The organism is Agromyces sp. NPDC056965 (genome assembly GCF_042673425.1).
Classification (GTDB): domain Bacteria; phylum Actinomycetota; class Actinomycetes; order Actinomycetales; family Microbacteriaceae; genus Agromyces.
In genome coordinates this window covers 69,301-91,559 of record NZ_JBHURI010000002.1, presented here as the reverse complement: position 1 = coordinate 91,559, position 22,259 = coordinate 69,301, and the positions used below count along the sequence as shown (strand labels likewise).

At 69.6% G+C, this 22,259-nt stretch carries 20 protein-coding genes; 14 read left to right on the top strand and 6 right to left on the bottom strand.

Annotated elements, in window-relative coordinates; translation table 11 throughout:
• Positions 1-47: 47 nt before the first annotated feature.
• Positions 48-602, bottom strand: coding sequence for an SRPBCC domain-containing protein (locus ACFTQE_RS01115; RefSeq protein ID WP_376923335.1), 555 nt, complete (start codon positions 600-602; stop codon positions 48-50).
• 137 nt (positions 603-739) lie between these two features.
• On the opposite strand from ACFTQE_RS01115, the gene ACFTQE_RS01110 reads away from it, so the two are divergent.
• Both ACFTQE_RS01110 and ACFTQE_RS01105 read left to right on the top strand, forming a co-directional pair.
• On the top strand, positions 740-1,648 hold the full coding sequence (locus tag ACFTQE_RS01110) for a phosphodiesterase (RefSeq protein WP_376923334.1): 909 nt from the start codon (positions 740-742) through the stop codon (positions 1,646-1,648).
• A gap of 64 nt (positions 1,649-1,712) precedes the next feature.
• Entirely contained in the window at positions 1,713-2,639 is a 927-nt protein-coding gene (locus ACFTQE_RS01105; RefSeq protein WP_376923333.1) for a tyrosine recombinase XerC, read from the top strand.
• Positions 2,640-2,657: 18 nt separating this feature from the next.
• On the opposite strand, the gene ACFTQE_RS01100 is transcribed toward ACFTQE_RS01105, so the two are convergent.
• Positions 2,658-3,260 carry a M23 family metallopeptidase gene (locus tag ACFTQE_RS01100; protein ID WP_376923332.1) on the bottom strand — a complete coding sequence of 201 codons (603 nt, stop codon included), beginning with the start codon at positions 3,258-3,260 and terminating at the stop codon, positions 2,658-2,660.
• A 268-nt stretch (positions 3,261-3,528) separates the two neighbouring features.
• Between ACFTQE_RS01100 and rpsB the strand changes: the two genes are divergently transcribed.
• The 9 genes from rpsB to ACFTQE_RS01055 all read left to right on the top strand — a co-directional run bounded on the left by rpsB (position 3,529) and on the right by ACFTQE_RS01055 (position 10,286).
• Positions 3,529-4,470, top strand: coding sequence for a 30S ribosomal protein S2 (gene rpsB, locus ACFTQE_RS01095; RefSeq protein WP_375833686.1), 942 nt, complete (start codon positions 3,529-3,531; stop codon positions 4,468-4,470).
• A gap of 28 nt (positions 4,471-4,498) precedes the next feature.
• Positions 4,499-5,329, top strand: coding sequence for a translation elongation factor Ts (gene tsf, locus ACFTQE_RS01090; protein WP_376923331.1), 831 nt, complete (start codon positions 4,499-4,501; stop codon positions 5,327-5,329).
• 166 nt (positions 5,330-5,495) lie between these two features.
• Positions 5,496-6,227, top strand: a complete 732-nt coding sequence (gene pyrH, locus ACFTQE_RS01085; RefSeq protein WP_375833680.1) for a UMP kinase — start codon at positions 5,496-5,498, stop codon at positions 6,225-6,227.
• A 33-nt stretch (positions 6,228-6,260) separates the two neighbouring features.
• Positions 6,261-6,815, top strand: coding sequence for a ribosome recycling factor (frr, locus tag ACFTQE_RS01080; RefSeq protein WP_056009535.1), 555 nt, complete (start codon positions 6,261-6,263; stop codon positions 6,813-6,815).
• Positions 6,816-6,823: 8 nt separating this feature from the next.
• Positions 6,824-7,807, top strand: coding sequence for a phosphatidate cytidylyltransferase (locus tag ACFTQE_RS01075; protein WP_376923330.1), 984 nt, complete (start codon positions 6,824-6,826; stop codon positions 7,805-7,807).
• A gap of 35 nt (positions 7,808-7,842) precedes the next feature.
• A complete protein-coding gene (locus tag ACFTQE_RS01070; RefSeq protein ID WP_376923329.1) occupies positions 7,843-8,397 on the top strand; it encodes a DivIVA domain-containing protein in 555 nt (184 codons plus the stop codon).
• A 53-nt stretch (positions 8,398-8,450) separates the two neighbouring features.
• Positions 8,451-9,188, top strand: coding sequence for a lytic transglycosylase domain-containing protein (locus ACFTQE_RS01065; protein WP_376923328.1), 738 nt, complete (start codon positions 8,451-8,453; stop codon positions 9,186-9,188).
• Between the two features lie 58 nt (positions 9,189-9,246).
• On the top strand, positions 9,247-9,555 hold the full coding sequence (locus tag ACFTQE_RS01060) for a hypothetical protein (RefSeq protein ID WP_375833670.1): 309 nt from the start codon (positions 9,247-9,249) through the stop codon (positions 9,553-9,555).
• Positions 9,552-10,286 (top strand): alpha/beta hydrolase, encoded by a 735-nt coding sequence (locus ACFTQE_RS01055; RefSeq protein WP_376923327.1) that lies wholly within the window; start codon positions 9,552-9,554, stop codon positions 10,284-10,286. Before ACFTQE_RS01060 ends, ACFTQE_RS01055 begins: the two co-directional genes overlap by 4 nt.
• 50 nt (positions 10,287-10,336) lie before the next feature.
• Here ACFTQE_RS01055 and ACFTQE_RS01050 read toward each other — a convergent pair whose 3' ends face one another.
• Both ACFTQE_RS01050 and ACFTQE_RS01045 read right to left on the bottom strand, forming a co-directional pair.
• Positions 10,337-11,401 (bottom strand): AI-2E family transporter, encoded by a 1,065-nt coding sequence (locus ACFTQE_RS01050; protein ID WP_376923326.1) that lies wholly within the window; start codon positions 11,399-11,401, stop codon positions 10,337-10,339.
• Between the two features lie 31 nt (positions 11,402-11,432).
• Positions 11,433-13,046, bottom strand: a complete 1,614-nt coding sequence (locus ACFTQE_RS01045; RefSeq protein WP_376923325.1) for a DivIVA domain-containing protein — start codon at positions 13,044-13,046, stop codon at positions 11,433-11,435.
• A gap of 171 nt (positions 13,047-13,217) precedes the next feature.
• Between ACFTQE_RS01045 and ACFTQE_RS01040 the strand changes: the two genes are divergently transcribed.
• Together ACFTQE_RS01040 and ACFTQE_RS01035 are read left to right on the top strand one after the other, a co-directional pair.
• Positions 13,218-15,110 (top strand): hypothetical protein, encoded by a 1,893-nt coding sequence (locus tag ACFTQE_RS01040; protein ID WP_376923324.1) that lies wholly within the window; start codon positions 13,218-13,220, stop codon positions 15,108-15,110.
• The gene (locus ACFTQE_RS01035; RefSeq protein ID WP_376923323.1) at positions 15,107-16,066 is read left to right on the top strand and encodes a tetratricopeptide repeat protein; all 960 of its coding nucleotides are present in this window, start codon (positions 15,107-15,109) and stop codon (positions 16,064-16,066) included. Before ACFTQE_RS01040 ends, ACFTQE_RS01035 begins: the two co-directional genes overlap by 4 nt.
• A 42-nt stretch (positions 16,067-16,108) precedes the next feature.
• On the opposite strand, the gene glgB is transcribed toward ACFTQE_RS01035, so the two are convergent.
• Together glgB and ACFTQE_RS01025 are read right to left on the bottom strand one after the other, a co-directional pair.
• Positions 16,109-18,307, bottom strand: coding sequence for a 1,4-alpha-glucan branching protein GlgB (gene glgB, locus ACFTQE_RS01030; RefSeq protein ID WP_376923322.1), 2,199 nt, complete (start codon positions 18,305-18,307; stop codon positions 16,109-16,111).
• A complete protein-coding gene (locus tag ACFTQE_RS01025) occupies positions 18,300-20,321 on the bottom strand; it encodes a maltotransferase domain-containing protein (RefSeq protein WP_376923321.1) in 2,022 nt (673 codons plus the stop codon). Before ACFTQE_RS01025 ends, glgB begins: the two co-directional genes overlap by 8 nt.
• 122 nt (positions 20,322-20,443) lie before the next feature.
• Between ACFTQE_RS01025 and ACFTQE_RS01020 the strand changes: the two genes are divergently transcribed.
• On the top strand, positions 20,444-22,078 hold the full coding sequence (locus ACFTQE_RS01020) for an FAD-dependent oxidoreductase (RefSeq protein ID WP_376923320.1): 1,635 nt from the start codon (positions 20,444-20,446) through the stop codon (positions 22,076-22,078).
• The last annotated feature ends 181 nt before the right edge of the window (positions 22,079-22,259 follow it).

The window sequence follows — 22,259 nt, the reverse complement described above, 5'->3', positions numbered from 1 at the left end:
GCCTGACCGGGGTCCGGGCGAACCGGGTTCGGCCAGACGGCCGGTCTTCATGACGAAGGCTCAGCAGAACCCGACCGTGCGGTGAGGGCGTCCACGGCGGAGCGCGCCCGCGAGGCGGGTGCTGCCTGGCCGGCCGATGATTCGGGCATGCCCTCCCCGTCCTCGGCAAGCCGACGCAGGCTCTCCCTCACGAAGAAGACCCACGCATTCGAGCACACGTCGTAGCACTCGAGATCGGGCACCAAGCCGTGCTGGGTGAACGTCACACGGGCTCCGTCGCCCTCCGCGGCGATATCGAACTGGATTCGGTCGCCGACCCACTCGCTCTGGTCTTCGACGAACGCGAAGAAGTTGTCGACCACGAGCCAGATGATGCGTCGATCGTGCTCGACGTCCGTGATTCGCATGCGTGTGCGGTGGAGGCCCGGGACCTCGAAGCCGAACTCGTCCCCCACCTCCGCGGTCGGGCCGTCGATCGCCTCGTTCCACCACCCCCGAGCGTCGAGAACCGCCTTGAAGACGTCCTCGACCGGGCGGTTGATCGTGACGGAGGTGGTGAAGTCGTTCATGAGGGTCGGCCTCTCGTTGAGCGGTGCTTGCATGATGCAAGTCAAGGTATCCGGTCGGCGCTTATGATGCAACAATTTTGTTGCACGTTGCGGTGTCCGTCGCCTGCGGCACCGCGTCCTCCGCGGTGCGTCGGCGGCACGCCCTAGGCTGACGGCGGAAGGAGGGCTCGATGCAGCACCCGCAGCTCGGCCGGTACCCGGCAGCCCGACACGTCATCGCCCAGGTGAGCGACACCCACCTCCTGCGCGGCGGCGAACCGCTCGGCGGTGTCGCCGACACGGTCCAGGCGCTCGCGCAGGTCTCAGCCCAACTCGAACGGCTCGGCGGCGGGGTCGACGCGATCGTCGTCACCGGCGACATCGCCGACCTGGGCGAGCCCGACGCCTATCGCCTCGCGCGCGCCGCGCTCGAGCCGCTCGCCGAACGCATGGGCTCCCGCCTGGTCTGGGTGATGGGCAACCACGACGAGCGCGCCGCGTTCCGCAGCGAGCTGCTCGGCGAGCCCGCGAGCGATGCGCCGGTGCATCGTGTCGTCGAAGTCGACGGCCTCCGCATCATCGCCCTCGACTCCACGGTGCCCGACTACCACCACGGCGAGCTCGACGACGCGTCGTTCGACTGGCTCGCGGCGACCCTCGAGGTGCCTGCCGAGCACGGCACGGTCATCGCGCTGCACCACGCGCCCATCGCCACGCCGCTCGCGCTGATGGACGTGCTCGAGCTCCGCGGCCAGGACCGCCTCGCCGAGGTCCTCCGCGGCCGAGATGTGCGGCTGATCCTCGGCGGGCACCTGCACTACGCGACGAACGGGAGCTTCGCGGGCATCCCCGTCTCCGTCGCCGGGGCCACCGCGTACACGATGGACCTCTCCGCCACGCCGCGAGATCTCGTCGGCGTCGACGGCGGTCGCTCCTTCTCCCTCGTGCACCTCTATGCCGACGGCGTCGTGACCTCGGTCGTGCCGGTGGGGCCCTACACGCCCGTCACGACGCTCGACGAGGTCTTCCTCGACGAGATCGAGTCGCTGTCGCCCGAGGCCCGTCTCGAACGGTTCTCGCGCAAGCTCGGCACGGCGTGAGTCCGAGCACTGCTTCAGGGCGTGCCGTGCGCCCTGCCGGCCCGCGCGGGAGCAAGCTGGTCACGTGAACCTCGACCAGCTGCTCGACGACTACCTGTCGCACGTCGCAGTGGAGCGCGGGTACTCGCCGCACACCGTCGCCGCCTATCGGAGCGACCTCGTCGAGCTCATCTCCTTCACCGAGGCTCGTGGTTCGACCGACGCCGCGGCGATCGACCTGCCGCTCCTGCGCGACTGGCTCTGGACGGCGACCGAACGCGGACTCGCCCGATCGAGCATCGCGCGCCGCGCGGCATCCGCTCGGGGATTCACCGCCTGGTTGAGTCGCCGCGGTCTGCTCGAAGCAGACCCCGGTGTGCGGCTCAAGGCGCCGCGGGCGCAGCGCACGCTGCCGCGCGTCGTCACCGAGCAGGCCGTGACCGATGCCCTCGCCGCGCTCTCGGCCCGGGCGGCCGACGACGCTCCCACCGAGGTGCGCGATCTCGCGATCATCGAGCTGCTGTACGCCTCGGCGCTGCGGGTCTCGGAACTCGTGGGCCTCGACCTCGACGACATCGATCGACGGCGGCGCGTCGTGCGCGTGCTCGGCAAGGGCTCCAAGGAGCGGATGGTTCCCTACGGGGCTCCCGCGGCCCGTGCGATCGACCGGTATCTCGACGTGGCACGACCGAAGATCGTCGCGAGTGCGAGCATTGCGCCCGCGCCGGTAGCCGCGAACGCCGTGTTCCTCGGCGCTCGTGGCGGTCGCATGGGCGTGCGGAGCGTCTACCGGCTCGTCGCCGCCATCCTCGCGGAGATCCCGGGCACCGGGCCGAGCGGGCCGCACGCCTTCCGGCACACCGCGGCGACGCACCTGCTCGACGGCGGCGCGGACCTCCGCGCCGTGCAGGAGTTCCTGGGACACGCGAGCCTCGGCACCACCCAGATCTACACGCACGTGTCGTCGGAGCGACTCAAGCAGAGCTACCGCACGGCGCATCCGCGCGCCTGACGAGGGGCAGCGCCCGACTCACTCGAGCGGGAGCAGCACCGCGCGAGGCAGCCCGCCGAGGAAGAGGAACGGCGACACGTACTCGCCGTCGACACGCACACCGAAGTGCACGCACCCGGAGTCGCAGTGCCCGCCCGTCGCGACCGTGCCGATCGGGTCGCCCGCCGCCACGGTCGCACCTGCCGCGACGAGGCCGGCGACCGGCTCGATCGCGCTCACGACCCCGTCGCCGTGATCGATCGAGACGACCGGGCGCCCGGCGACCATTCCGCTGAAGCTCACCACCCCTGGGGCGGCGGCGACCACGGTGGCGGCCGGGGTCGCCGCGATGTCGATGCCGCGATGACCGGCCGTGTACGGCGTCGGCGGCGCGCGGAACGGGGCGACGACACGGGTCGGCGCTGGGACCGGCCAACGCCAGGGCTCAGCGGGCTCGGACTGCGATGGACCGTCGGCAGCGACTCGAGCGGTCGATCGCAGCGGGGGCGCCGCGGTCGCCGACGAGGCCGCGGAGAGGGGCGCGACGAGCATGAGTACGACGAGCATGAGCGCGACGATCTCGCTCGGAGGCGATGAAGGACTCGCCGCTCGCCCCCTGCGGGTCGGTCTCGGAGCGTTCATGGTCCGATGATCGGGCCGGCACGCGGCATCCGCTCGCGTCGGCACCGGAGAGGTGGATGGGACCGGCCGACCGCGGTTGGGGAGGGGCAGTGCCGATGGTAGAGTATCGGGAGCACCCCGGTCTTCCGGGGTGACTACGCGCGCCATTTCGGCCGACGACTCCACTCAGTCCAGTCTCTGCTTCCAGCAGGAACCGGCGGAGCCGTGCCGGGCGCCAGGGCTCCAGCCGCCGGCCGGAGCGACAACTGAGAACAAAGGAGTACGGCTCATGGCCGTCGTCACCATTCGCCAGCTGCTCGACAGCGGCGTTCACTTCGGGCACCAGACCCGCCGTTGGAACCCGAAGATGAAGCGCTTCATCCTCACGGAGCGTTCGGGCAGCTACATCATCGACCTGCAGCAGTCGCTCGCCTACATCGACAAGACGTACGACTTCGTGCGCGAGACGGTCGCCCACGGCGGCACCATCCTCTTCGTCGGCACGAAGAAGCAGGCGCAGAACGCGATCGCCGAGCAGGCGACCCGCGTCGGCCAGCCCTACGTGAACCAGCGCTGGCTCGGTGGCCTCCTCACCAACTTCCAGACGGTCTCCAAGCGCCTCGCGCGCATGAAGGAGCTCGAGGAGCTCGACTTCGAAGGCACCACGAGTGGCTTCACCAAGAAGGAACTCCTAATCAAGAAGCGCGAGCTCGACAAGCTGCACAAGTCGCTCGGCGGTATCCGCAACCTGACGAAGACGCCCTCGGCGCTCTGGGTTGTCGACACCAAGAAGGAGCACCTCGCGATCGACGAGGCCAAGAAGCTCGGCATCCCCGTCATCGGCATCCTCGACACCAACTGCGACCCCGACGAGGTCCAGTACCCGATCCCGGGCAACGACGACGCGATCCGTTCGGTGAGCCTGCTCACCCGCATCGTCGCCGACGCTGCAGCCGAGGGCCTCATCGAGCGTCACCAGAAGCCCGAGGCCGAGGGCAACGTCTCCGCCGTCGAGCCGCTCGCCGAGTGGGAGCAGGAGCTCCTCCAGGCCGGCTCCGAGACCACCCCCGAGCAGGCTTCGGCCGAGACCGAGGTTGTGGCGGAGACCGTCGCAGAGGCCAAGGCCGAAGCGGCCGAGGTCGTCGACGAAGCAGCGACCGAGGTCGCCGCGACCGAGACCGCTGCCGACGTCGAAGGCGCGGAGGCTGCCGAAGCCGCCGAGTCCAAGTAAGACCACGAGTTCAGGAGACTTCAGAGATATGGCCAACTTCACTCTCGAAGACGTCAAGAACCTGCGCGAGCGCCTCGGCACCGGCATGGTCGACACGAAGAACGCCCTCGTCGAAGCTGATGGCGACATGGAGAAGGCGGTCGAGATCCTCCGCCTGAAGGGTGCGAAGGGCAACGCCAAGCGCGCCGACCGCTCCACCGCCGAAGGCCTCGTCGCCGCCGTCGACAACGGCGACGGCACCGCGACGATGATCGAGCTCGCCTGCGAGACCGACTTCGTCGCCAAGGGCGACAAGTTCGTCGGTCTCGCCGACCGCGTGCTCGCTGCTGTCGCAGCTGCCCGTGCCGAGAACCTCGAGGCTGCACTCGCCGCTCCGGCCGACGGCAAGACCGTCGCGACCGTGATCGACGAAGAGGCCGCGATCCTCGGCGAGAAGGTCGAGCTCCGTCGCATCCGTCTCGTCAAGGGCGAGCAGTTCGCGATCTACCTGCACAAGACGTCGAAGGACCTCCCGCCGCAGGTCGGCGTCGTGCTCGGCTACGCCGGCACTGACGCTGAGACCGCCCGTTCGGTCGCGCAGCACATCTCGTTCGCGAACCCGGAGTACCTCACGCGTGAGGAAGTTCCGGCGGAGTCGGTCGAGAAGGAGCGCGCGATCGTCGAGCAGATCTCGCGCGAGGAGGGCAAGCCCGAGGCCGCCCTCCCGAAGATCATCGAGGGTCGCCTCGGTGCGTACTTCAAGCAGGTCGCCCTGCTCGAGCAGGACTACGCGAAGGACAACAAGCTGTCCGTCGCGAAGGTGCTCGAGGGTGCAGGCCTCACGGTGAGCGACTTCGCTCGCTTCAAGGTCGGCGCCTAGGTGCCTCGAAGGAGTCCGGATCGTTCGCGATCCGGACTCCTTTGCTATGTCCGGAACGATTCCGGACGCATGACGGGTCGTGCCCGTCGAAAACGCCCGAGCAACGGCACTGCGCCGAGCTCGGCGAACCAGTAGCTTTGACCCCAGAGGGGAAGGATCGGTCGGGATGACGGAACACAAGCGCAGGGTCCTGCTGAAACTCTCGGGGGAGGCGTTCGGGGCCGGTGCCCTCGGGGTGAACCCCGACGTGATCAGCGCACTCGCACGTGAGATCGCCGATGCCGCACGCACGGTCGAGATCGCGATCGTCGTCGGCGGCGGCAACTTCTTCCGCGGCGCCGAGCTCTCGCAGCGCGGCATGGATCGCGGCAGGGCCGACTACATGGGCATGCTCGGCACGGTGATGAACGCGCTCGCCCTCCAGGACTTCCTCGAGCAGGCAGGCGCCGAGACGCGCGTGCAGTCGGCGATCTCGATGACGCAGGTCGCCGAGCCCTACATTCCGCGTCGTGCGGAGCGGCACCTCGAGAAGGGCCGGGTCGTCATCTTCGGCGCCGGCGCGGGCCTGCCCTACTTCTCGACCGACACGGTGGCCGCACAGCGCGCCCTCGAGATCGACGCCGAGGTCGTGCTGGTCGCGAAGAACGGCGTCGACGGCGTCTACTCCGACGACCCGCGCACGAACCCCGACGCGCACAAGATCGACCGCATCAGCTACCAGGAGGCCCTGCAGCGCGGCCTCAAGGTCGTCGATTCGACGGCGTTCAGCCTCTGCATGGACAACGGCATGCCGATGCAGGTCTTCGGCATGGCGCCCCACGGCAACGTCACCAAGGCGATCCTCGGAGCCGACCTCGGCACGATCGTCAGCAACGGCGAGCCCGCCACCAGTCGATAGACTGTCCCGAGTAGCGAAACAGAAGGAGCCCCCGTGATCGCGGACGTACTTTCCGATGCCACCACACGCATGCAGAAGGCCGTGGAGGTCGCCAAAGACGACTTCTCGAGCGTTCGCACCGGTCGGGCGAACCCCCAGCTCTTCCAGAAGATCATGGTGAGCTACTACGGCACGCCCACGCCGCTCGCGCAGCTCGCATCGATGCAGAACCCCGAAGCGCGCACCCTCGTGGTCACGCCCTACGACAAGGGCGCCCTGAAGGACATCGAGCAGGCGATCCGCGACACTCCGAACCTCGGAGCGAACCCGTCGAACGACGGCAACATCATCCGCGTCACGCTGCCCGAACTGACCGAGGAGCGCCGCCGCGAGTTCGTCAAGATCGTGCGCGGCAAGGCCGAGGACGCTCGCGTCTCGGTCCGCAACATCCGCCGCAAGGCGAAGGACGACCTCGACGCCCTCAAGGGCGACGTGGGCGATGACGAGGTTTCGCGCGCGGAGAAGGAACTCGAGCAGATCACGAAGTCCAATGTGGACGCGATCGACGACGCCCTGAAGCGCAAGGAAGCCGAACTCCTCGAGGTCTGAGGCAGACGATGTCGGGCGTCCCAGAAGAGGATCAGTCGGACGCCGGGGGAGCAGAACGAACCTCGCGCGAGGAGTTCCGAGCGCAGGTGCACGCCCGCAAGGCCGACCTCGAGCGCCAGTTCGAGGTCGGCAAGGCCCAGTTCGATCAGGCGCAGGAGAAGATCAAGGCCCGTACCGGCCGCAACCTGATCCTCGCGACCCTGATCGGACTCGGCTTCGGAGCTGTGCTCCTGCTCAGCCTCCTCGTGATCAAAGAGCTGTTCATGCTCTTCGCGGTGGTCATCGCCGCCTTCGCGAGCTACGAGCTCGCTCAGGCCCTGCGCAAGGGCGGCTATCACGTTCCCCGCATCCCGACCGTCGTGGTCGCAGTGGCCGCAGTGCCGCTCGCCTACTACGGGGGCGCGGGTGGTCAGCTGATCGCGGTGCTCGGCGGCATCCTCATCGTCTCGCTCTGGCGACTCGGCGAACAGGCCGTGCCGTCGCTGCGTCGCCCGGGCCGTGAACTCGCACGCGACGTCGCGGCCGGTGCGTTCGTACAGGGCTACGTGACCTTCCTCGCGACGTTCGCCGTGGTGCTCACCGCAGCAGAGGGCGGCGAGTTGTGGACGCTCGCCTTCATCGCGGTGGCGGTGGCCGCCGACACGGGCGCCTACGCGTTCGGGCTGATGCTCGGCAAACACAAGATGGCGCCCGTCATCAGCCCGAAGAAGACCTGGGAGGGGTTCGCGGGCGGCGGCGCGGTCAGTCTCGTCGCCGGTGTACTCCTGTCGACGCTGATGCTCGGGAACACCTGGTGGTTCGGCCTCATCTTCGGTGCTGCGATCTTCCTCACGGCGACCCTCGGCGATCTCGTCGAATCCCTGATCAAGCGTGACATCGGCATCAAGGACATGAGCTCGTGGCTTCCGGGCCACGGTGGATTCCTCGATCGTCTCGACTCGATCCTGCCGTCGGCTGCCGTCGCCTTCGTGGCATTCCGGATCTTCGGGTGAGCGTTTCCACGCCGACCCTCCGCAATAATGGAGCGGTGGACTCCACCTTCCCTCGCGCTCGCAAGCCCAAGCTCGGTTACAACACGGCTCAGGTCGAGTCGTTCCTGCAGGTGGCGCGCCGCGCATACGACGGCACCGCCCAACCCGGCGATGAGCCGCTGACCTCGGATCGCATTCGATTGACGGCGTTCGCGATGCAGAAGGGCGGCTACTCGACGACCCACGTCGACCAGGCCCTCGAGCGGCTGGAGGACGCCTTCGCCGCTCAGGAGCGGCAGGTCGCGGCCCGGCTGCACGGGGGCGAGGCGTGGCTCACCGAGGCGCGCACGACCGCACAGGTGGTCTCCAACCGCCTCGCGCGCCCCGAGGGGCATCGCTTCGATCGAGTCGCGCCGCTCGTGCGCGGGTACAGCACTCGAGACGTCGACCGCTTCGCGGACAAGCTCACGAGGTACTTCAGCGACGGGTGGCCGATCTCGATCGACGACGTGCGCAGCGTCGTGTTCAAGACGCAGCGCGGCGGGTATCGCGAGGCTCAGGTCGACCTGCTCCTCGACGCCGTCGTCGACGTGATGCTCGCGGTCCGCTGACGTGCGCGTCGAGTTGGAATCCGTCGCCGCTCTTTCGATACACTCGTCGAATCGTGGGTAGACATGCGGGAAGTGACGAGGCCGAGGAGCCGCGTCATCAGACGACCGCCGCCGCGTCGAACTCCGATTCCTCGCCGAACGTTCGACCTTCGGCATCTCCGCGCCCGGCCGTCTCATCGGCCGCCAGGCAGCCGCGAGTCGGCAAGGTCAAGCAGGCCGCGACCGTGGTGTTCGCCTTCGCGGCATCCGTCAGCTTCCTGCTCGTGAACGTGGTCGACCCGTTCTCGGGGGCGACCGCCTCGTCGAACTTCGCCGCCGAGGCCGATCGCTTCGGCGGAGAGCGCGTGCAGGCGATCGAGGTCGCCGGCGACTACTCGATCGACGTCGGCCAAGAGAGCTACGACGTCGAGAAGAAGCCCGAGGTGAAGCTCGCGCCCGCCTCGACGAGTGAGAGCAGCGGGTGGGCTCCGCCCGCAGTGACTCCCGACCCCGGCTCGGCCCAGGCCTACGCGGCCGGTGCCGTCGCGGCGCGCGGATGGGCGTCGAGCGAGTTCGACTGCCTCGTCGCGCTCTGGAGCAAGGAGTCCGGCTGGCGCGTGAACGCCTACAACGCCGGCAGCGGCGCATACGGCATCCCGCAGGCGCTTCCCGGTTCGAAGATGGCGAGCGCCGGAGCCGACTGGGAGACCAACGCGGCCACGCAGGTCGAGTGGGGTCTGGGCTACGTTTCGGGCCGCTACGGCACGCCCTGCGGCGCGTGGGCGCACTCGCAAGACGTCGGCTGGTACTGAAACGCTCCGCGTCGCTCGCGGAGCGGAGACGTCTCGCCTGCGGCCTAGACTGGATTCCATGGCGCGTTCGAACCGATCCCGGAGTCGGGCGGCGCGTGCCCGCGAGGAGCACCCCGAACTCGACGTCGAGCGTCTCACCTCGGGGTGGCGACGCACCGAGGTGCGCGGCGGTCGTGAGTGGAACGTGCAGCCCGTCTCCGAGGCGCAGGCCGTGAAAGCCTACCTCTGCCCGGGCTGCGGTCAAGACGTCGTACCGGGCGTCGCCCACCTCGTGGCATGGCGCGCGGACGGCGTGCTCGGCGACGCGGCCGACCTGGCCTCGCGCCGTCATTGGCACACACACTGCTGGAGGATCGGCGCGGCATGAGCGACACGTCCATCGAGATCCGCGCGAGCGTCGAACTGCCCGCGCGTCGTGAAGAGATCGAGCTTCACACGGCCGACGGCCTGACCCTCGTCGGCGAACTCGCCACGCCGCTCGACCGGCCGCCCGTCGCGACGCTCGTCACGCTGCATCCGCTGCCGACGGCAGGCGGCTTCATGGACTCGCACATCATCCGGAAGGCGGCCGCCCGCCTGCCGGCACTCGCCGACCTCGCGGTGCTCCGATTCAACACGCGCGGCACCGTGTCGCCGCGCGGCACGAGCGAGGGCGCCTTCGGCGAGGGCGTCGCAGAGCGAGCGGATGTCGCGGCGGCCATGTCGTTCGTCGAGGAGCGCGCGCTGCCGCACCCGTGGCTCGTCGGCTGGTCGTTCGGCACGGAGCTCGCATTGAAGTACGGACTCGAGCACGGCATCGACGGGGCGATCCTGCTCTCGCCGCCGCTGCACCGCACGAGTGAGGCCGAGCTCGCGCGTTGGCAGCATGCGAAGCCCGAACTGGTCGCGCTGATCCCGGAGTTCGACGACTACCTGCGACCGGCCGAGGCGGCCGAGCGGTTCGCGAGCGTTCCGAAGGTCACGCGCATCGACGTGACGGGCGGCAAGCACCTGTGGGTGGGGGAGTCGCAGACCCGTCGCGTGCTCGACGAGATCGTCGGGGTCGTCAACCCCGCTGCACTGCCGTTGCCGACGGAGTGGCCCGCCGACGCGAGCTGAGGGCTTCCGTGCCCTGAGCGCACTCTGGTGCGACGGGGAGCGTGGCGAGCTCAGCGCTCGTTCTGGTGCGGCACGACGACCTGCTTGATGATCAGCAGGATCGCTGCGGCGACCGGGATCGCGACGAGTGCACCGAGCACACCGCCGAGCGATCCGCCCGCGAGCGCCGCGATCACCACGAGCGCGCCGGGGACCTTCACCGCGCGGTTCATGATGCGGGGGCTCAGCACGTATGCCTCGACCTGCATGTAGATCACGTAGTAGATCGCTGCGACGAGGGCGGTCAGCGGCGAGCCGAGGCCCGGGATCAGGCACACGAGCACGATCAGCACCGAGCCGCTCAGCGTGCCGACGAGCGGCACGAGTGAGAACAGGAAGGCGAGGAAGGCGAGCACCGCGGGGAACGGGGCCTGGATGATCGACAGGAACACGAAGCTCGCGACGCCGTTGACCGCGGCGAGCGAGACCTGGCCGAGCACGTAGCGGCCGACCGATTGGGTGATCTGCTCGGTGAGGTCGGCGAAGCGGTCGCGCTTGGACGCTGGCACCAGCTGGTAGGTGGCGCGCTTCATGGTGTTCAGCGAGGAGACGAAGTAGAGCGTCAGGATGAACACGATGACGACGCCGAACACCCCGGCGCCGATCGCGACGGCCACCTGGAGCACGCCACCGGCGAGCTCGCTCAGCTTGTCGGGATTCGTGAAGAAGTCGGTGAGGCCGGTCGTGACCTGCTCGCTGATCTCGTCGACCGGAACCTGCGGGAACTGCTCCTGCAGGAACTCGATCCAGTCTTGGGAGGTCGTCTGGTCGACGATCCGCGGGATCTCCTCGACGAGCTGGCTCACCTGGTCGACGATGATCGGCACGACGGCGATCACGAGGGCGGCGACGAGCAGGCCGACCCCGCTCATGACGATCAGGATCGCCGCCCAACGCGGAAGCCCCCGGCGCTCGAGCCAGCTGGTTGCCGGGTCGAGGCCGAGGGCCAGGAACACTGCGATGCCGACGTAGGCGATGATCGTCGACAGCGTCGCGATCGAACTGAGGATGAGGAGGCCGACACCCACGCCGAGGGTGCCGACCAGCCCGATGCGGAACGCGTTCTGGATCTTCATCGAACGGCCCGCTCCCTCTTTCTCGGACCGACTACTTGGTCTTCGCGGCGATCTGCTCCGCCTGCGTCAGCACACCGCGGAGGCTCTCGAAGTAGCCGGCGACGGCGTCGCGCTCGATCTTGATCTGCGAGAGGCGGTCCTCGGCGTCCGCGACGAGCGCACGGGTGCGCTCCTCGGCATCGGCGATGAGCTTGCGTGCCTGCTCGTGCGCTGCCGCGATGCGGTCGCGGGCCTCGTCGTCGGCCTTGTCGCGGACGACCGCGATGTCGGACCGGACCTCGGTCTCGAGCCGGTCGGCCTCTGCACGGCTCTCGGCGGTGCGGGCGACGGCCTCTGCGAGCTCGGCGTTGGCGTCTTCGAGGAACTTCTGGGTCTGCGCGACCGCCTCCTGATGGGCGGCGAGGAGCTCCTGCTCGGCCTCGTCGCGCTTCGTCGACAGCTCGGATTCGAGGTCGAGGTGCGACTTCTCGATCTCGCGGCGCATGCGGTTGACCTCGTGCGTGGTCTTCTTGCGCATCGCGGTGAGCTGGTTGTCGAGGTCGATGCGGCCCTGCTCGGAGTCGGCGTCGAAGTCGGCGCGTGCCTGCTCCTGCTCGAGGGCGAGGTCGGCGCGCATCTGCTCGAGGTCGGCGGCGTGCTTGGCGCGGATGCGCTCGAGCTCGTGCTGGAGCTTGAGGCGGGCGGCCTCGGCTTCGCGCTCGATGTCGACCTTCGCCTGCTCGCGCTGCTGCACCAGTTCGGTCCTGCTGCCTTCGAGTTCGCGGTCGAGGTCGCTGCGGGCCTGGTCGAGCTCGTGCACGAGGGCGGCGCGGCGTTCGGCGATCTCGGCATCGATGCCGGCGCGTGCCTCTGCGGACTCGCGCTCGAGGTCGAGTCGGGACTGCTCGGTCTCCGCGGCGAGGTCGATGCGCGCCTGCTCGCTCTCGCGTGCGAGCTCGGCACGGGCGCGGTCGAGTTCGATCGCGACCTCGGCACGGGTCTGCTCGGTCTCCTGCGTGAGGCCCGCGGCGGTGGCCCGCGCGTCGGTGGCCTCGGCGTTGGCCGCGAGGAGGATCTCGGCCGACTTCCGCTCGGACGCGGCGATCATCGCCGCGGATTCGCGCTTCGCGCTCGTGCGGATCTCCGCGGTCTCGGTGGCGACCGCACCGCGGATCGCCGCGGCGTCGCGGGCGGCGTCCTGACGGAGCTGCTCGCTCGCCTCGTGCGAGCGGGAGACCATGTCGTCGGCCTCCGAGCGAGCGTTCTCGAGGATGCGGTTCGCCTGTGCGCGAGCCTCGGTGAGGGTGCGCTCTGCGAGTTCGTGCGCGTCGGAGCGCATGAGGTGCGCCTCGTCTTCAGCCGCACGGCGGAGCTTCTCCGCGTCGATGTCGGCCTGCGCGATGAGGCGGGTGGACTGCTCCTCCGCGACGCGGAGGGTGTTCTCGAGCTTCGTGCCGAGACCGGAGAACGTGGGGCTGCCGACCTCTTCGAGCTCGGCCGTCAACTCCTCGATGCGTGCGAGGAGACGCTTGTTCTCCTTGACGCTGTCGGTGCTCTGGTTGTTCGCGGCGATGATGTCGCGGCGAAGACCATTGATCGCCTTGTCGACCTCGTCTTTGTCATATCCGCGGAACACCTGCGTGAACTCGGTCTCTTCGACGGCCATTCTTCCTCCGGGCTCTGTCCCGCGTCGTGGGGGCGCATGCGGGATGGTGTGTCCGATTGTACGGGTCGCGCGAGGTACGCGGAGACACCGGACTTCCAGCCATCGGTTAGGGATCTCCCAGAAATCGTCGGTAGTCTGGAATGTCTTTGTCAGAGGCCGCCACGGGCGGCAATGGAGGTTCTGTTCGTGCGCTTCGTCTTCGCAATCGTGGCGTTCATCGCCGCGGCCGTGATGATCGGGCTCGGCATCGCCCAGCGCACGGTCTTCCTCGAACCCGATCGTGTCTCGATGTCGGCCGAGCTGTCGGGGGGCGAGGCCGACTTCATCGTGATCGAACCCGACGCACTGGCCGCCCACCCGGGCAAGCAGACGATCACCGTGTCGGGCTCCCCGAAGGCGTTCCTCTCCTACGGGCGCAGTTCCGACGTCGAGGCCTGGCTCGGGGACACTCCGTACGTCTCGGTCGACTACGACGCCGACTCCGGCGAACTGACCAACGAGATCGTCGTCACGAAGCCGGTCGACGACTCGACCCCCGTCACCCCCGTCGCACCGGCGACCACGCCGCCGGCAGCCGATGCCGCGACCGGCACCGCGGCCGAAGTCGCCGCACCGTCGCCCGCGGGATCCGACCTCTGGCTCGACGAGTTCACTGACGACCTCGTGCTCACCACCACGATCGACGTGCCTGAAGACATCGCGGTGCTCGTCAGCGCCGACGGCGGCGACGAACTGCCCTCCCGCGTGAAGATCGACTGGCCGCTCGACAACGCGACGCCGTGGGCCGGCCCCCTGATCGTGGGCGGCGCCCTCGTCTTCCTGGTCGGCATCGCGCTCGTGATCGCGGGCTTCGTGAACCACCGCCGCATGCGGGGCCCTCGTCGCAACCTGCCGAAGGGACCGCGCGGCAAGCTGCCGAGCGCCCCGAAGCCGGGTCGCACGCAGGTCGGCGGTGGCGGCCGGCGCTCCATCGGCCGCGCCAAGCGCGTGGCCATCGTGCCGTTCCTCGTCATCCCCGCGCTCGCACTCTCCGCGTGCTCGGCCGACTACTGGCCGAACTTCGACCAGCAGGCGGCGCCCGAGAGCACTGCTCCGGCGACGCCGGTCGCGACCCCCGCGGCGACGGACGAACCCGATGACGACACGCCCGTGACGCAGCCCGCGGTGACCGTGCCGCAGATGGAGCGCATCATGCGCCGCGTCGCCGTGTTCGCCACCGACGTCGACGCCTCGCGCGATGCCACAGTCGCAGCCGAGCGGTTCACTGGTCCGGCACTCGAGGCGCGAACGGCCAACTACGTGATCCGCGGCTCACTCGCCGAGCACCCGATGCCGACGCCGATTCCGGCGTCGCCGCTGACCCTCACGCTCCCGCAGCAGGCCACGGGCTGGCCGCGAACGGTGCTCACGATCGCCAAGAACTCGGATGACCCGACGATCGCGCCGAGCGCGCTCGTGCTCGTGCAGCAGACGCCGCGTGAGAACTACAAGATCCTCTACGCGATCTCCCTCGCGCCCGACGCCGAAGTTCCCGAGGTCGCTCCCGCGTCGATCGGCGCGCCGCCGATCTCGCCCGAGTTCAAGGGACTCGTGATGCCCACCGGTCAGGTGGCCTCGGCCTACGCCGACGTGCTGCTGAAGGGCGAATCGTCGGAGTTCGCTCCGATGTTCGACCCCGAGGGCGACACGCTCATGCAGCAGCTCGGGCCGGCAGGCCAGCAGGCCATCAACGACAGCCTGCAGGCCACCGTCGATGCCACGTACTCGAACGCGGTCGGCGACAGTCCCACGATCGCATTGGCCACGAACGACGCGGGCGCCCTCGTGAGCGTCTCGATCGACCAGACTGAGAACGTCATTCCGAACGACGGCGGTACGATCGGGTTCAAGCCCGGTGCCGCCGCTGCGCTCTCCGGGTTCACCGGAAAGAGCGCGAAGGGCGTGCAGCGCGTCATCGGCATCCAACTGCTGTTCTACGTTCCCGGCGTCGGCAACGAATCTGAAGACCAGATCCGTCTGCTCGGCTGGTCGGAGAGTCTCATCGGAGCTTCGGAGGTACCGTGACCAACCCGATTCCCCCTTCCGGCGCCGCGCTTCGCGGTGCGGTCGACCTCTCGGCGCTCGTGCAGCGTCAGTCGCCGGGTCCGGCGGGCGGGCAGGGTGCGCACGCGGCATCCGGACCGAGCGACCAGATCGTCTTCGAGACGGATGACGCCGCCTTCGGCTCCACGCTCGAGCTCTCGCACACGGTGCCTGTCATCGTCGCCCTCTGGGCGACGTGGAGCGAGCCGTCCAAGGCCCTGCTCGCGACGCTCGAGCGACTGGTCCGTGCTCGCGCGGGTCGCCTCGTGCTCGCCGCAGCCGATGCCGACCGCAGTCCGCAGCTCGTGCAGGCCTTCCAGGCGCAGTCCATTCCCACGGTCGTCGCCGTCGTCGCCGGGCAGCCGGTGCCGCTGTTCGCGGGCGAGCAGCCCGACGAGGTCATCGACCAGGTCTTCGACCAGTTGCTCGAGCTCGCCGGCCAGCACGGCGTGACCGGCACCATCGAGACCGGCGAGGCAGATGCCGCGCACGACGGAGTTCCCGCCGAACCCGTCGAACCGCCGCTGCCGCCCCTGCACCAGGAGGCGTACGACGCGATCGAGCGGGGCGACTTCGCCGCCGCGTCATCCGCGTACCGCACGGCGATCGCACAGGACCCGCGCGACTCGCTCGCCGTTGCCGGCCTCGCGCAGGCCAACCTGCTCGGACGCCTGCACGGCAAGACCCTCGACGAGATCCGCAACGCCGCCGCCGTCGCGCCGAAGGACCTCGACGCGCAGCTCGACGTCGCCGACCTCGATCTCTCGGGCGGGCACGTCGACGACGCGTTCGATCGGCTCCTCACACTCTTCCCCGACCTCGATGCCGACGGCAAGAAGCTCGTGCGCGAGCGACTCGTCGAGCTCTTCGAGGTCGTCGGCACCGACGACCCGCGCGTCGCCGTGGCGCGTCGACGCCTCACGACCCTGCTCTACTGAGTACCGCTCCGCTGAGGTCGCGCTACCGGGGCCGGAGCTCCATCAGTCGAGCGTGAACCACACCGCGCCGAGCGGCGGCAGCGTGAACGACGCCGATGCCGGTCGGCCCGCCCATGGCGTCTCAGTCGCGTCGACGCCGCCGAGGTTGCCGACGCCCGATCCGCCGAACTCCGCGGCATCCGAGTTCATGACCTCGCGCCATCGCCCGGCGGTCGGCAGGCCGAGGCGGAATCCCTCATGCGGCACTCCCGAGAAGTTCACGACGCAGAGGAGCGGTCGCCGTTCACGGTCGTACCTGAGGAACGCGATGACGTTCTCGGCGGCCGCGCCGCCCTCGACCCACTCGAAGCCGGCCGCGTCGTCGTCGAGCACCCAGAGTGCGGGCGTCGCGCGATAGCCGCGATTCAGTGCGCCGACGAACTCGGCGAGCTGCCGGTGGCTCGGCTGGTCGAGGATCCACCAGTCGAGGCCGCGTTCCTCGCTCCACTCCGAGAGCTGGCCGAATTCCTGCCCCATGAAGAGCAGCTGCTTGCCGGGGTGCGCCCACATGAAGGCGAGGTAGGCGCGCACGTTCGCGAGCTGCTGCCAGTGGTCACCCGGCATCTTGCGCACGAGCGATCCCTTGCCGTGCACGACCTCGTCGTGACTGATCGGCAGCACGAAGTGCTCGCTGAACGCGTAGAGGAACGAGAACGTGAGGTCGTGATGGTGGTGCGAGCGGTACATCGGGTCGTTCTGGATGTACTGCAGCGAATCGTGCATCCACCCCATGTTCCACTTGTAGCCGAAGCCGAGCCCGCCGCTCTCGGTCGGAGCGGTGACGCCCGGCCAGCTCGTGGACTCCTCGGCGACCATGACGATGCCGGGGTTGCGCTTGTACGCCGTCGCGGTCGTCTCCTGCAGGAAGGCGATCGCCTCGAGGTTCTCGCGGCCGCCGTGCACGTTCGGCAGCCACTCGCCGTCGGCCCGTGAGTAGTCGAGGTAGAGCATCGAGGCGACCGCGTCGACCCGCAGCCCGTCGACGTGCATCTCCTCGAACCAGAAGAGGGCGTTCGCCACGAGGAAGTTGCGCACCCGCGGGTTGCCGTAGTCGAAGACGTAGGTGCCCCAGTCGAGCTGCTCGCCGCGGCGCGGGTCGGCGTGCTCGTAGAGCGGCTGGCCGTCGAAGCGCGCGAGCGCCCATTCGTCTTTCGGGAAGTGCCCCGGCACCCAGTCCATGATGACGCCGAAGCCCGCCTGGTGCAGTCGGTCGATCAGGTACTTCAGGTCGTCGGGGGAGCCGAAGCGCGAGGTCGCGGCGTAGTAGCCGGTCACCTGGTAGCCCCACGAGCCGCCGAACGGATGCTCCGCGAGGGGCATGAACTCGACGTGCGTGTAGCCCAGCCACTCGAGGTACTCGATGAGCTCGTCGGCGACGTCGCGGTAGCCCTTTCCGGGGCGCCAGGAGCCGAGGTGCATCTCGTAGATGCTCATGGGGAGCGCGTGCAGGTCGGCGGCGGCGCGGCGCGACATCCATTCGCCGTCGGCCCACTCGTGGGAGCTCAGCGAGACCACCGAGCCCGTGGCGGGGGCGACCTCGGCCTGCCGTGCCATCGGGTCGGCCTTCATGATCCAGTCGCCGTCGGCGGTGAGCAGCTCGAACTTGTAGACAGCGCCCGGCTCGACGTCGGGGATGAAGAGCTCCCAGACCCCGGTCGGGCCCATGCTGCGCATCGCGTGCCCGGTGCCGTCCCAGCGGTTGAACGCACCGGTCACGCGCACCGCGGCCGCGCGCGGCGCCCAGACCGTGAACGCGGTGCCGCGCACGCTGCCGGTCACGCCCCAGTGCTCGCGGTAGTGGGCGCCGAGCACCCGCCAGAGCTCCTCGTGCCGCCCCTCGCCGATGAGGTGCAGGTCGAGTTCGCCGATCGTCGGGGCGAAGCGATAGGGGTCGTCGCTCGTCCAGTCCGAACCGTCGGCGTAGCGGGCGCGCACCCGGTAGTCGCTCGGGCCGAAGCCGCCGGCGCCTGCCCAGATGCCGTGGCCGACGTGCTCGAGCGCGAGCACGCCGCCGTCGGGGAGGACGGCCTCGACCGATTCCGCCAGCGGCCGCCGCGTGCGGATCGCCGTGAGCGGCCCCGCGTGGTGCGACTCGTCGAAGCCGTGCTGCCCGAGCACCGAGTGCGGGTCGTGGTGGCGCCCCTCGGCGACGGCGACGAGCACCTCGTCGGCGATGACGGGTGCGGCGAGCGGATCAGGCATCCGTGGCCCTCCTCACGTGCAGGATGTGCGCAGGCCGCGTGAACGCGTCGAGTCGCACGTAGTTCGACGCGCCCCACTCCCAGCGTTCGTCGGTCACGAGTTCGTCGACCTCGAAGCGGGCACCGGGCGGGAGGCCGATCGCCTCGAGATCGAGGTGTACGGTGGTCTCCCGCACCGAGTGCGGGTCGACGTTCGCGACGACGATGATCGTGTCGTCGGCGCCCGTGCCGGTGAAGCGGCCGTCGAGGTGCTTCGAGTAGACCAGCACCGAGTCGTCGTCGCTCGCGTGGAAGCGGATGTTGCGGAGCTGGCCGAGCGCCGGGTGCTCGGCACGGATGCGGTTGAGGATACCGAGGTAGAGCGCGAGCGAACGGCCCTCGCGCTCGGCTGCCGCGAAGTCGCGCGGCTTGTACTCGTACTTCTCGTTGTCGATCGCCTCTTCGGCGCCGGGGCGGGCGACCGACTCGAAGTGCTCGAAGCCCGCGTAGACGCCCCAGAGCGGCGCCGCCGTCGCAGCGACGGTCGCGCGCACCGTGAACGCGGCCGGCCCGCCGAACTGCAGGTATTCGGTGAGGATGTCGGGGGTGTTGACGAAGAGGTTCGGCCGCATGAAGTCGGCGGTGTCCTGCGACACGCTCGTCAGGAACTCCTCGAGCTCGGCCTTGGTGTTCCGCCACGTGAAGTACGAGTACGACTGCTGGAAGCCGACCATCGCGAGCGCCTGCATCATCGCCGGGCGGGTGAAGGCCTCGGCGAGGAAGACGACGCCCGGGTCATCCGCGTTCACCGTCGCGATCAGCCGCTCCCAGAACGCGAGCGGCTTCGTGTGCGGGTTGTCGACGCGGAAGATGCGCACGCCCTGCTTCATCCAGTGCCGCACGATGCGCAGCACCTCGGCGAAGATGCCGTCGGGGTCGTCGTCGAAGTTCACCGGGTAGATGTCCTGGTACTTCTTCGGCGGGTTCTCGGCGTAGCGGATCGTGCCGTCGGGCAGCTGGGTGAACCAGTCGGGATGCTCCGTCACCCACGGGTGGTCGGGGGTCGCCTGCAGGGCGAGGTCGAGGGCGACCTCGATGCCGAGCGCGGCCGCCCGGCGCACGAACGCGCGGAAGTCGGCGAGCGTGCCGAGATCGGGGTGCACGGCGTCGTGGCCGCCGGGGGTGCCGTCGGCGAGCGGCCCGCCGATGGCCCAGGGGGAGCCCGGGTCGTGCGGTCCCGGGTCGAGCGTGTTGTTGCGCCCCTTGCGGTTCGTGACCCCGATCGGATGGATCGGCGGCAGGTAGACGACGTCGAAGCCCATCGCCGCGACCCCGTCGAGTCGCTTGGCCGCGGTGCGGAAGGTGCCCGACTTCCACGAGCCGTCCTTCAGCTGCTTCGCCCCTTCGGACCGCGGGAAGAACTCGTACCAGGCGCCGACGCCGGCGCGGCGCCGCTCGACGAGGAGCGTGTGCTCGGGGGAGTCGGTCGAGAGTCGCGCGAGCGGTCGCGCGTCGAACTCGGCGAGGGCCGGGTCGTCGATGAGCTGGCGGCGGGCAGCGACGGATGCCGCGTCGTTGCGCAGCCCGATGGCGAGCGCCGTGAGCCGTTTGCGAGCCGCGAGGGGCCGCGCCTTCTCGGCGACGGCCCGATCGATGAGGCGCGCGCCGAGCTCGAACATCAGCTCGGCGTCGACCCCGGCGTCGACCTTGAGCGCGGCGTCGTGCCGCCACGTCGCGACCTCGTCGTCGAACCCCGTAACGTGCCAGTGCCACTCGCCGGTCTCGTCGAGCAGCACCTCCGCCTCCCAGCGGTCGGTGCCGGGCGCCAGCGGAGACATCCGCTCGCGTCGTACGACACCAGCGGGGCTCGTGATGACGAGCATCGCGCCCACCTGGTCGTGCCCCTCGCGGAACACGGTCGCGCGGAACGGCACCACCTCGCCCTCGAACGCCTTGGGGCGCCAGCGCGCATCGGGCACAGCGGGGGTCAGCCGGGTCACTGGGATCCGGCCGGCGAGCACGGGGGCGGTCGTCACGGTTCGACCGTAGCGCGTCTGCGCCGGATCGCACTCGCGAACGCGGCCGGATCGTCACGGCCGGCCGCATCTGTTGACGGGAGGTCTCGGCGCGGATACCGTCGGCGCATGGTGCGAGAGCGATGATCACCGCAGAGACGCTCCGCGGCATCCCGATCTTCGCTCCGGTGCCCGAGACGACGCTCGACGAACTCGCCCGGGCGGTCGAGGACATCCGTCTCATGCCCGGCGAGTACTTCGCGCACGAGGGCGACGAGCGGGCGCTGTTCGTCGTCGTCGAGGGCGGAGCCGAGATCACCAAGGTGATCAACGGCGAGGAGCGCGTGATCGGCCGCCGCAAGCCGGGGCAGTTCTTCGGCGAGGTGCCGATGACGCTGAGCACGCCGTTCCCGGCGAGCGGGCGAGCAGCGGATGCCGCGGAGGGCGCGCGCATCATCAAGCTCGACGTCACGGTCTACTACACGCTCGCTGCGGCTGAGCCGTCGATCCCGGCGCGGGTCGCGGGCCTCGCCCGTCGCTACCTGGATTCGCTGCAGGAGATCGCGGCCGAGCGCCTCGAGACCGATGTGCGGGTCATCGGGCCGCGATCGGATGCCCGAACGCATGAGGTCACGGGCTTCCTCATCCGCAACCAGGTCGCGTTCGAGCGCACCACGATCGACGACCCGGTCGTCGGCGAGCGGTACCCGGTCCTCGAGCACGGCGGCGAGCGCACGGTCGACCCCTCGTTGCGCGAGGTCGCGACGGCGGTCGGGCTCGACGTCGCGCCCGCGGCATCCGACTACGACGTCGTCATTCTGGGCGCCGGGCCTGCGGGACTCACCGCCGCCGTCAACGGTGCGGCAGAGGGGCTGCGCACGGTCGTGATCGAATCCGTCGCCCCCGGCGGCCAGGCGGGCACCTCGACGCGCATCGAGAACTACACCGGGTTCCCGTTCGGCATCTCGGGCGACGACCTCGCGAGCCGTGCTTTGAAGCAGGCGAAGCGGCTCGGCGCCGAGATCGTGGTGACCCGCACCGTGGAGTCCATCCTGCCGGGCGCGGGTGCCGCGGGGGTCGAGATCGTGCTCGACGGCGGCGACGTGCTGCGCGCGCCCGTGGTCATCATCGCGACGGGGGTGGCCTGGCGTTCGCTGCCGGTGCCGGGCATCGACCGGTTCCGCGGCAACGGCGTCTACTACGGGGCTGCGCGCAGCGATGCCTCGATCGCGCAGGGAGCCGACGTCTGCATCGTCGGCGCCGGCAACTCGGCCGGCCAGGCCGCCCTCTTCTTCGCGCGGCACGCACGATCGGTCACGATGCTCGTGCGCGGCGAGTCGCTCGAGACGAGCATGTCGCGCTACCTGATCGACCAGATCGCGGCCAACGACGGTGTGCGAGTGCAGACCCGCAGCGAGATCGTCGGGCTGCACGGCGGGCCGAGCCTCGAGGCGATCGATGTCGCTGACCGAACCACCGGGGCGACCGCGCGTACCGAGGCCGGCGTCGTGTTCGTGATGATCGGCGCCGACGCCGTGACCGGGTGGATGCCGGAGGACGTCGCTCGTGACGCGCACGGCTTCATCCTCACCGGAGCCGACGCGGCGGCGACCCCGCAGTGGCGCCTTGACCGTCGGCCGTTCGCGCTCGAGACGAGTGCGCCGGGGGTGTTCGCGATCGGCGACGTGCGTTCGGGGTCGGTGAAGCGTGTGGCTGCGGGCGTCGGCGAGGGCGGCATGGCGGTGGCGTTCGTGCACCAGTACCTCGCGCTCGCGTAGCGAACTGCGTCATCGCGGGCTCGTGCAGTGCGCGGCTCGGAGTCCGGGCACCGTCGGTGGGATGGACGAGACGCGGTGAAAGAAGGGGCCGGAATCGGCCTCCGGGGCCGCAGAAACGGGTCAACTAATGTCCGCTGAGCGTCGTTTGGTTCCGTCCAGCAATACCCCCCGTTGTGGGGGG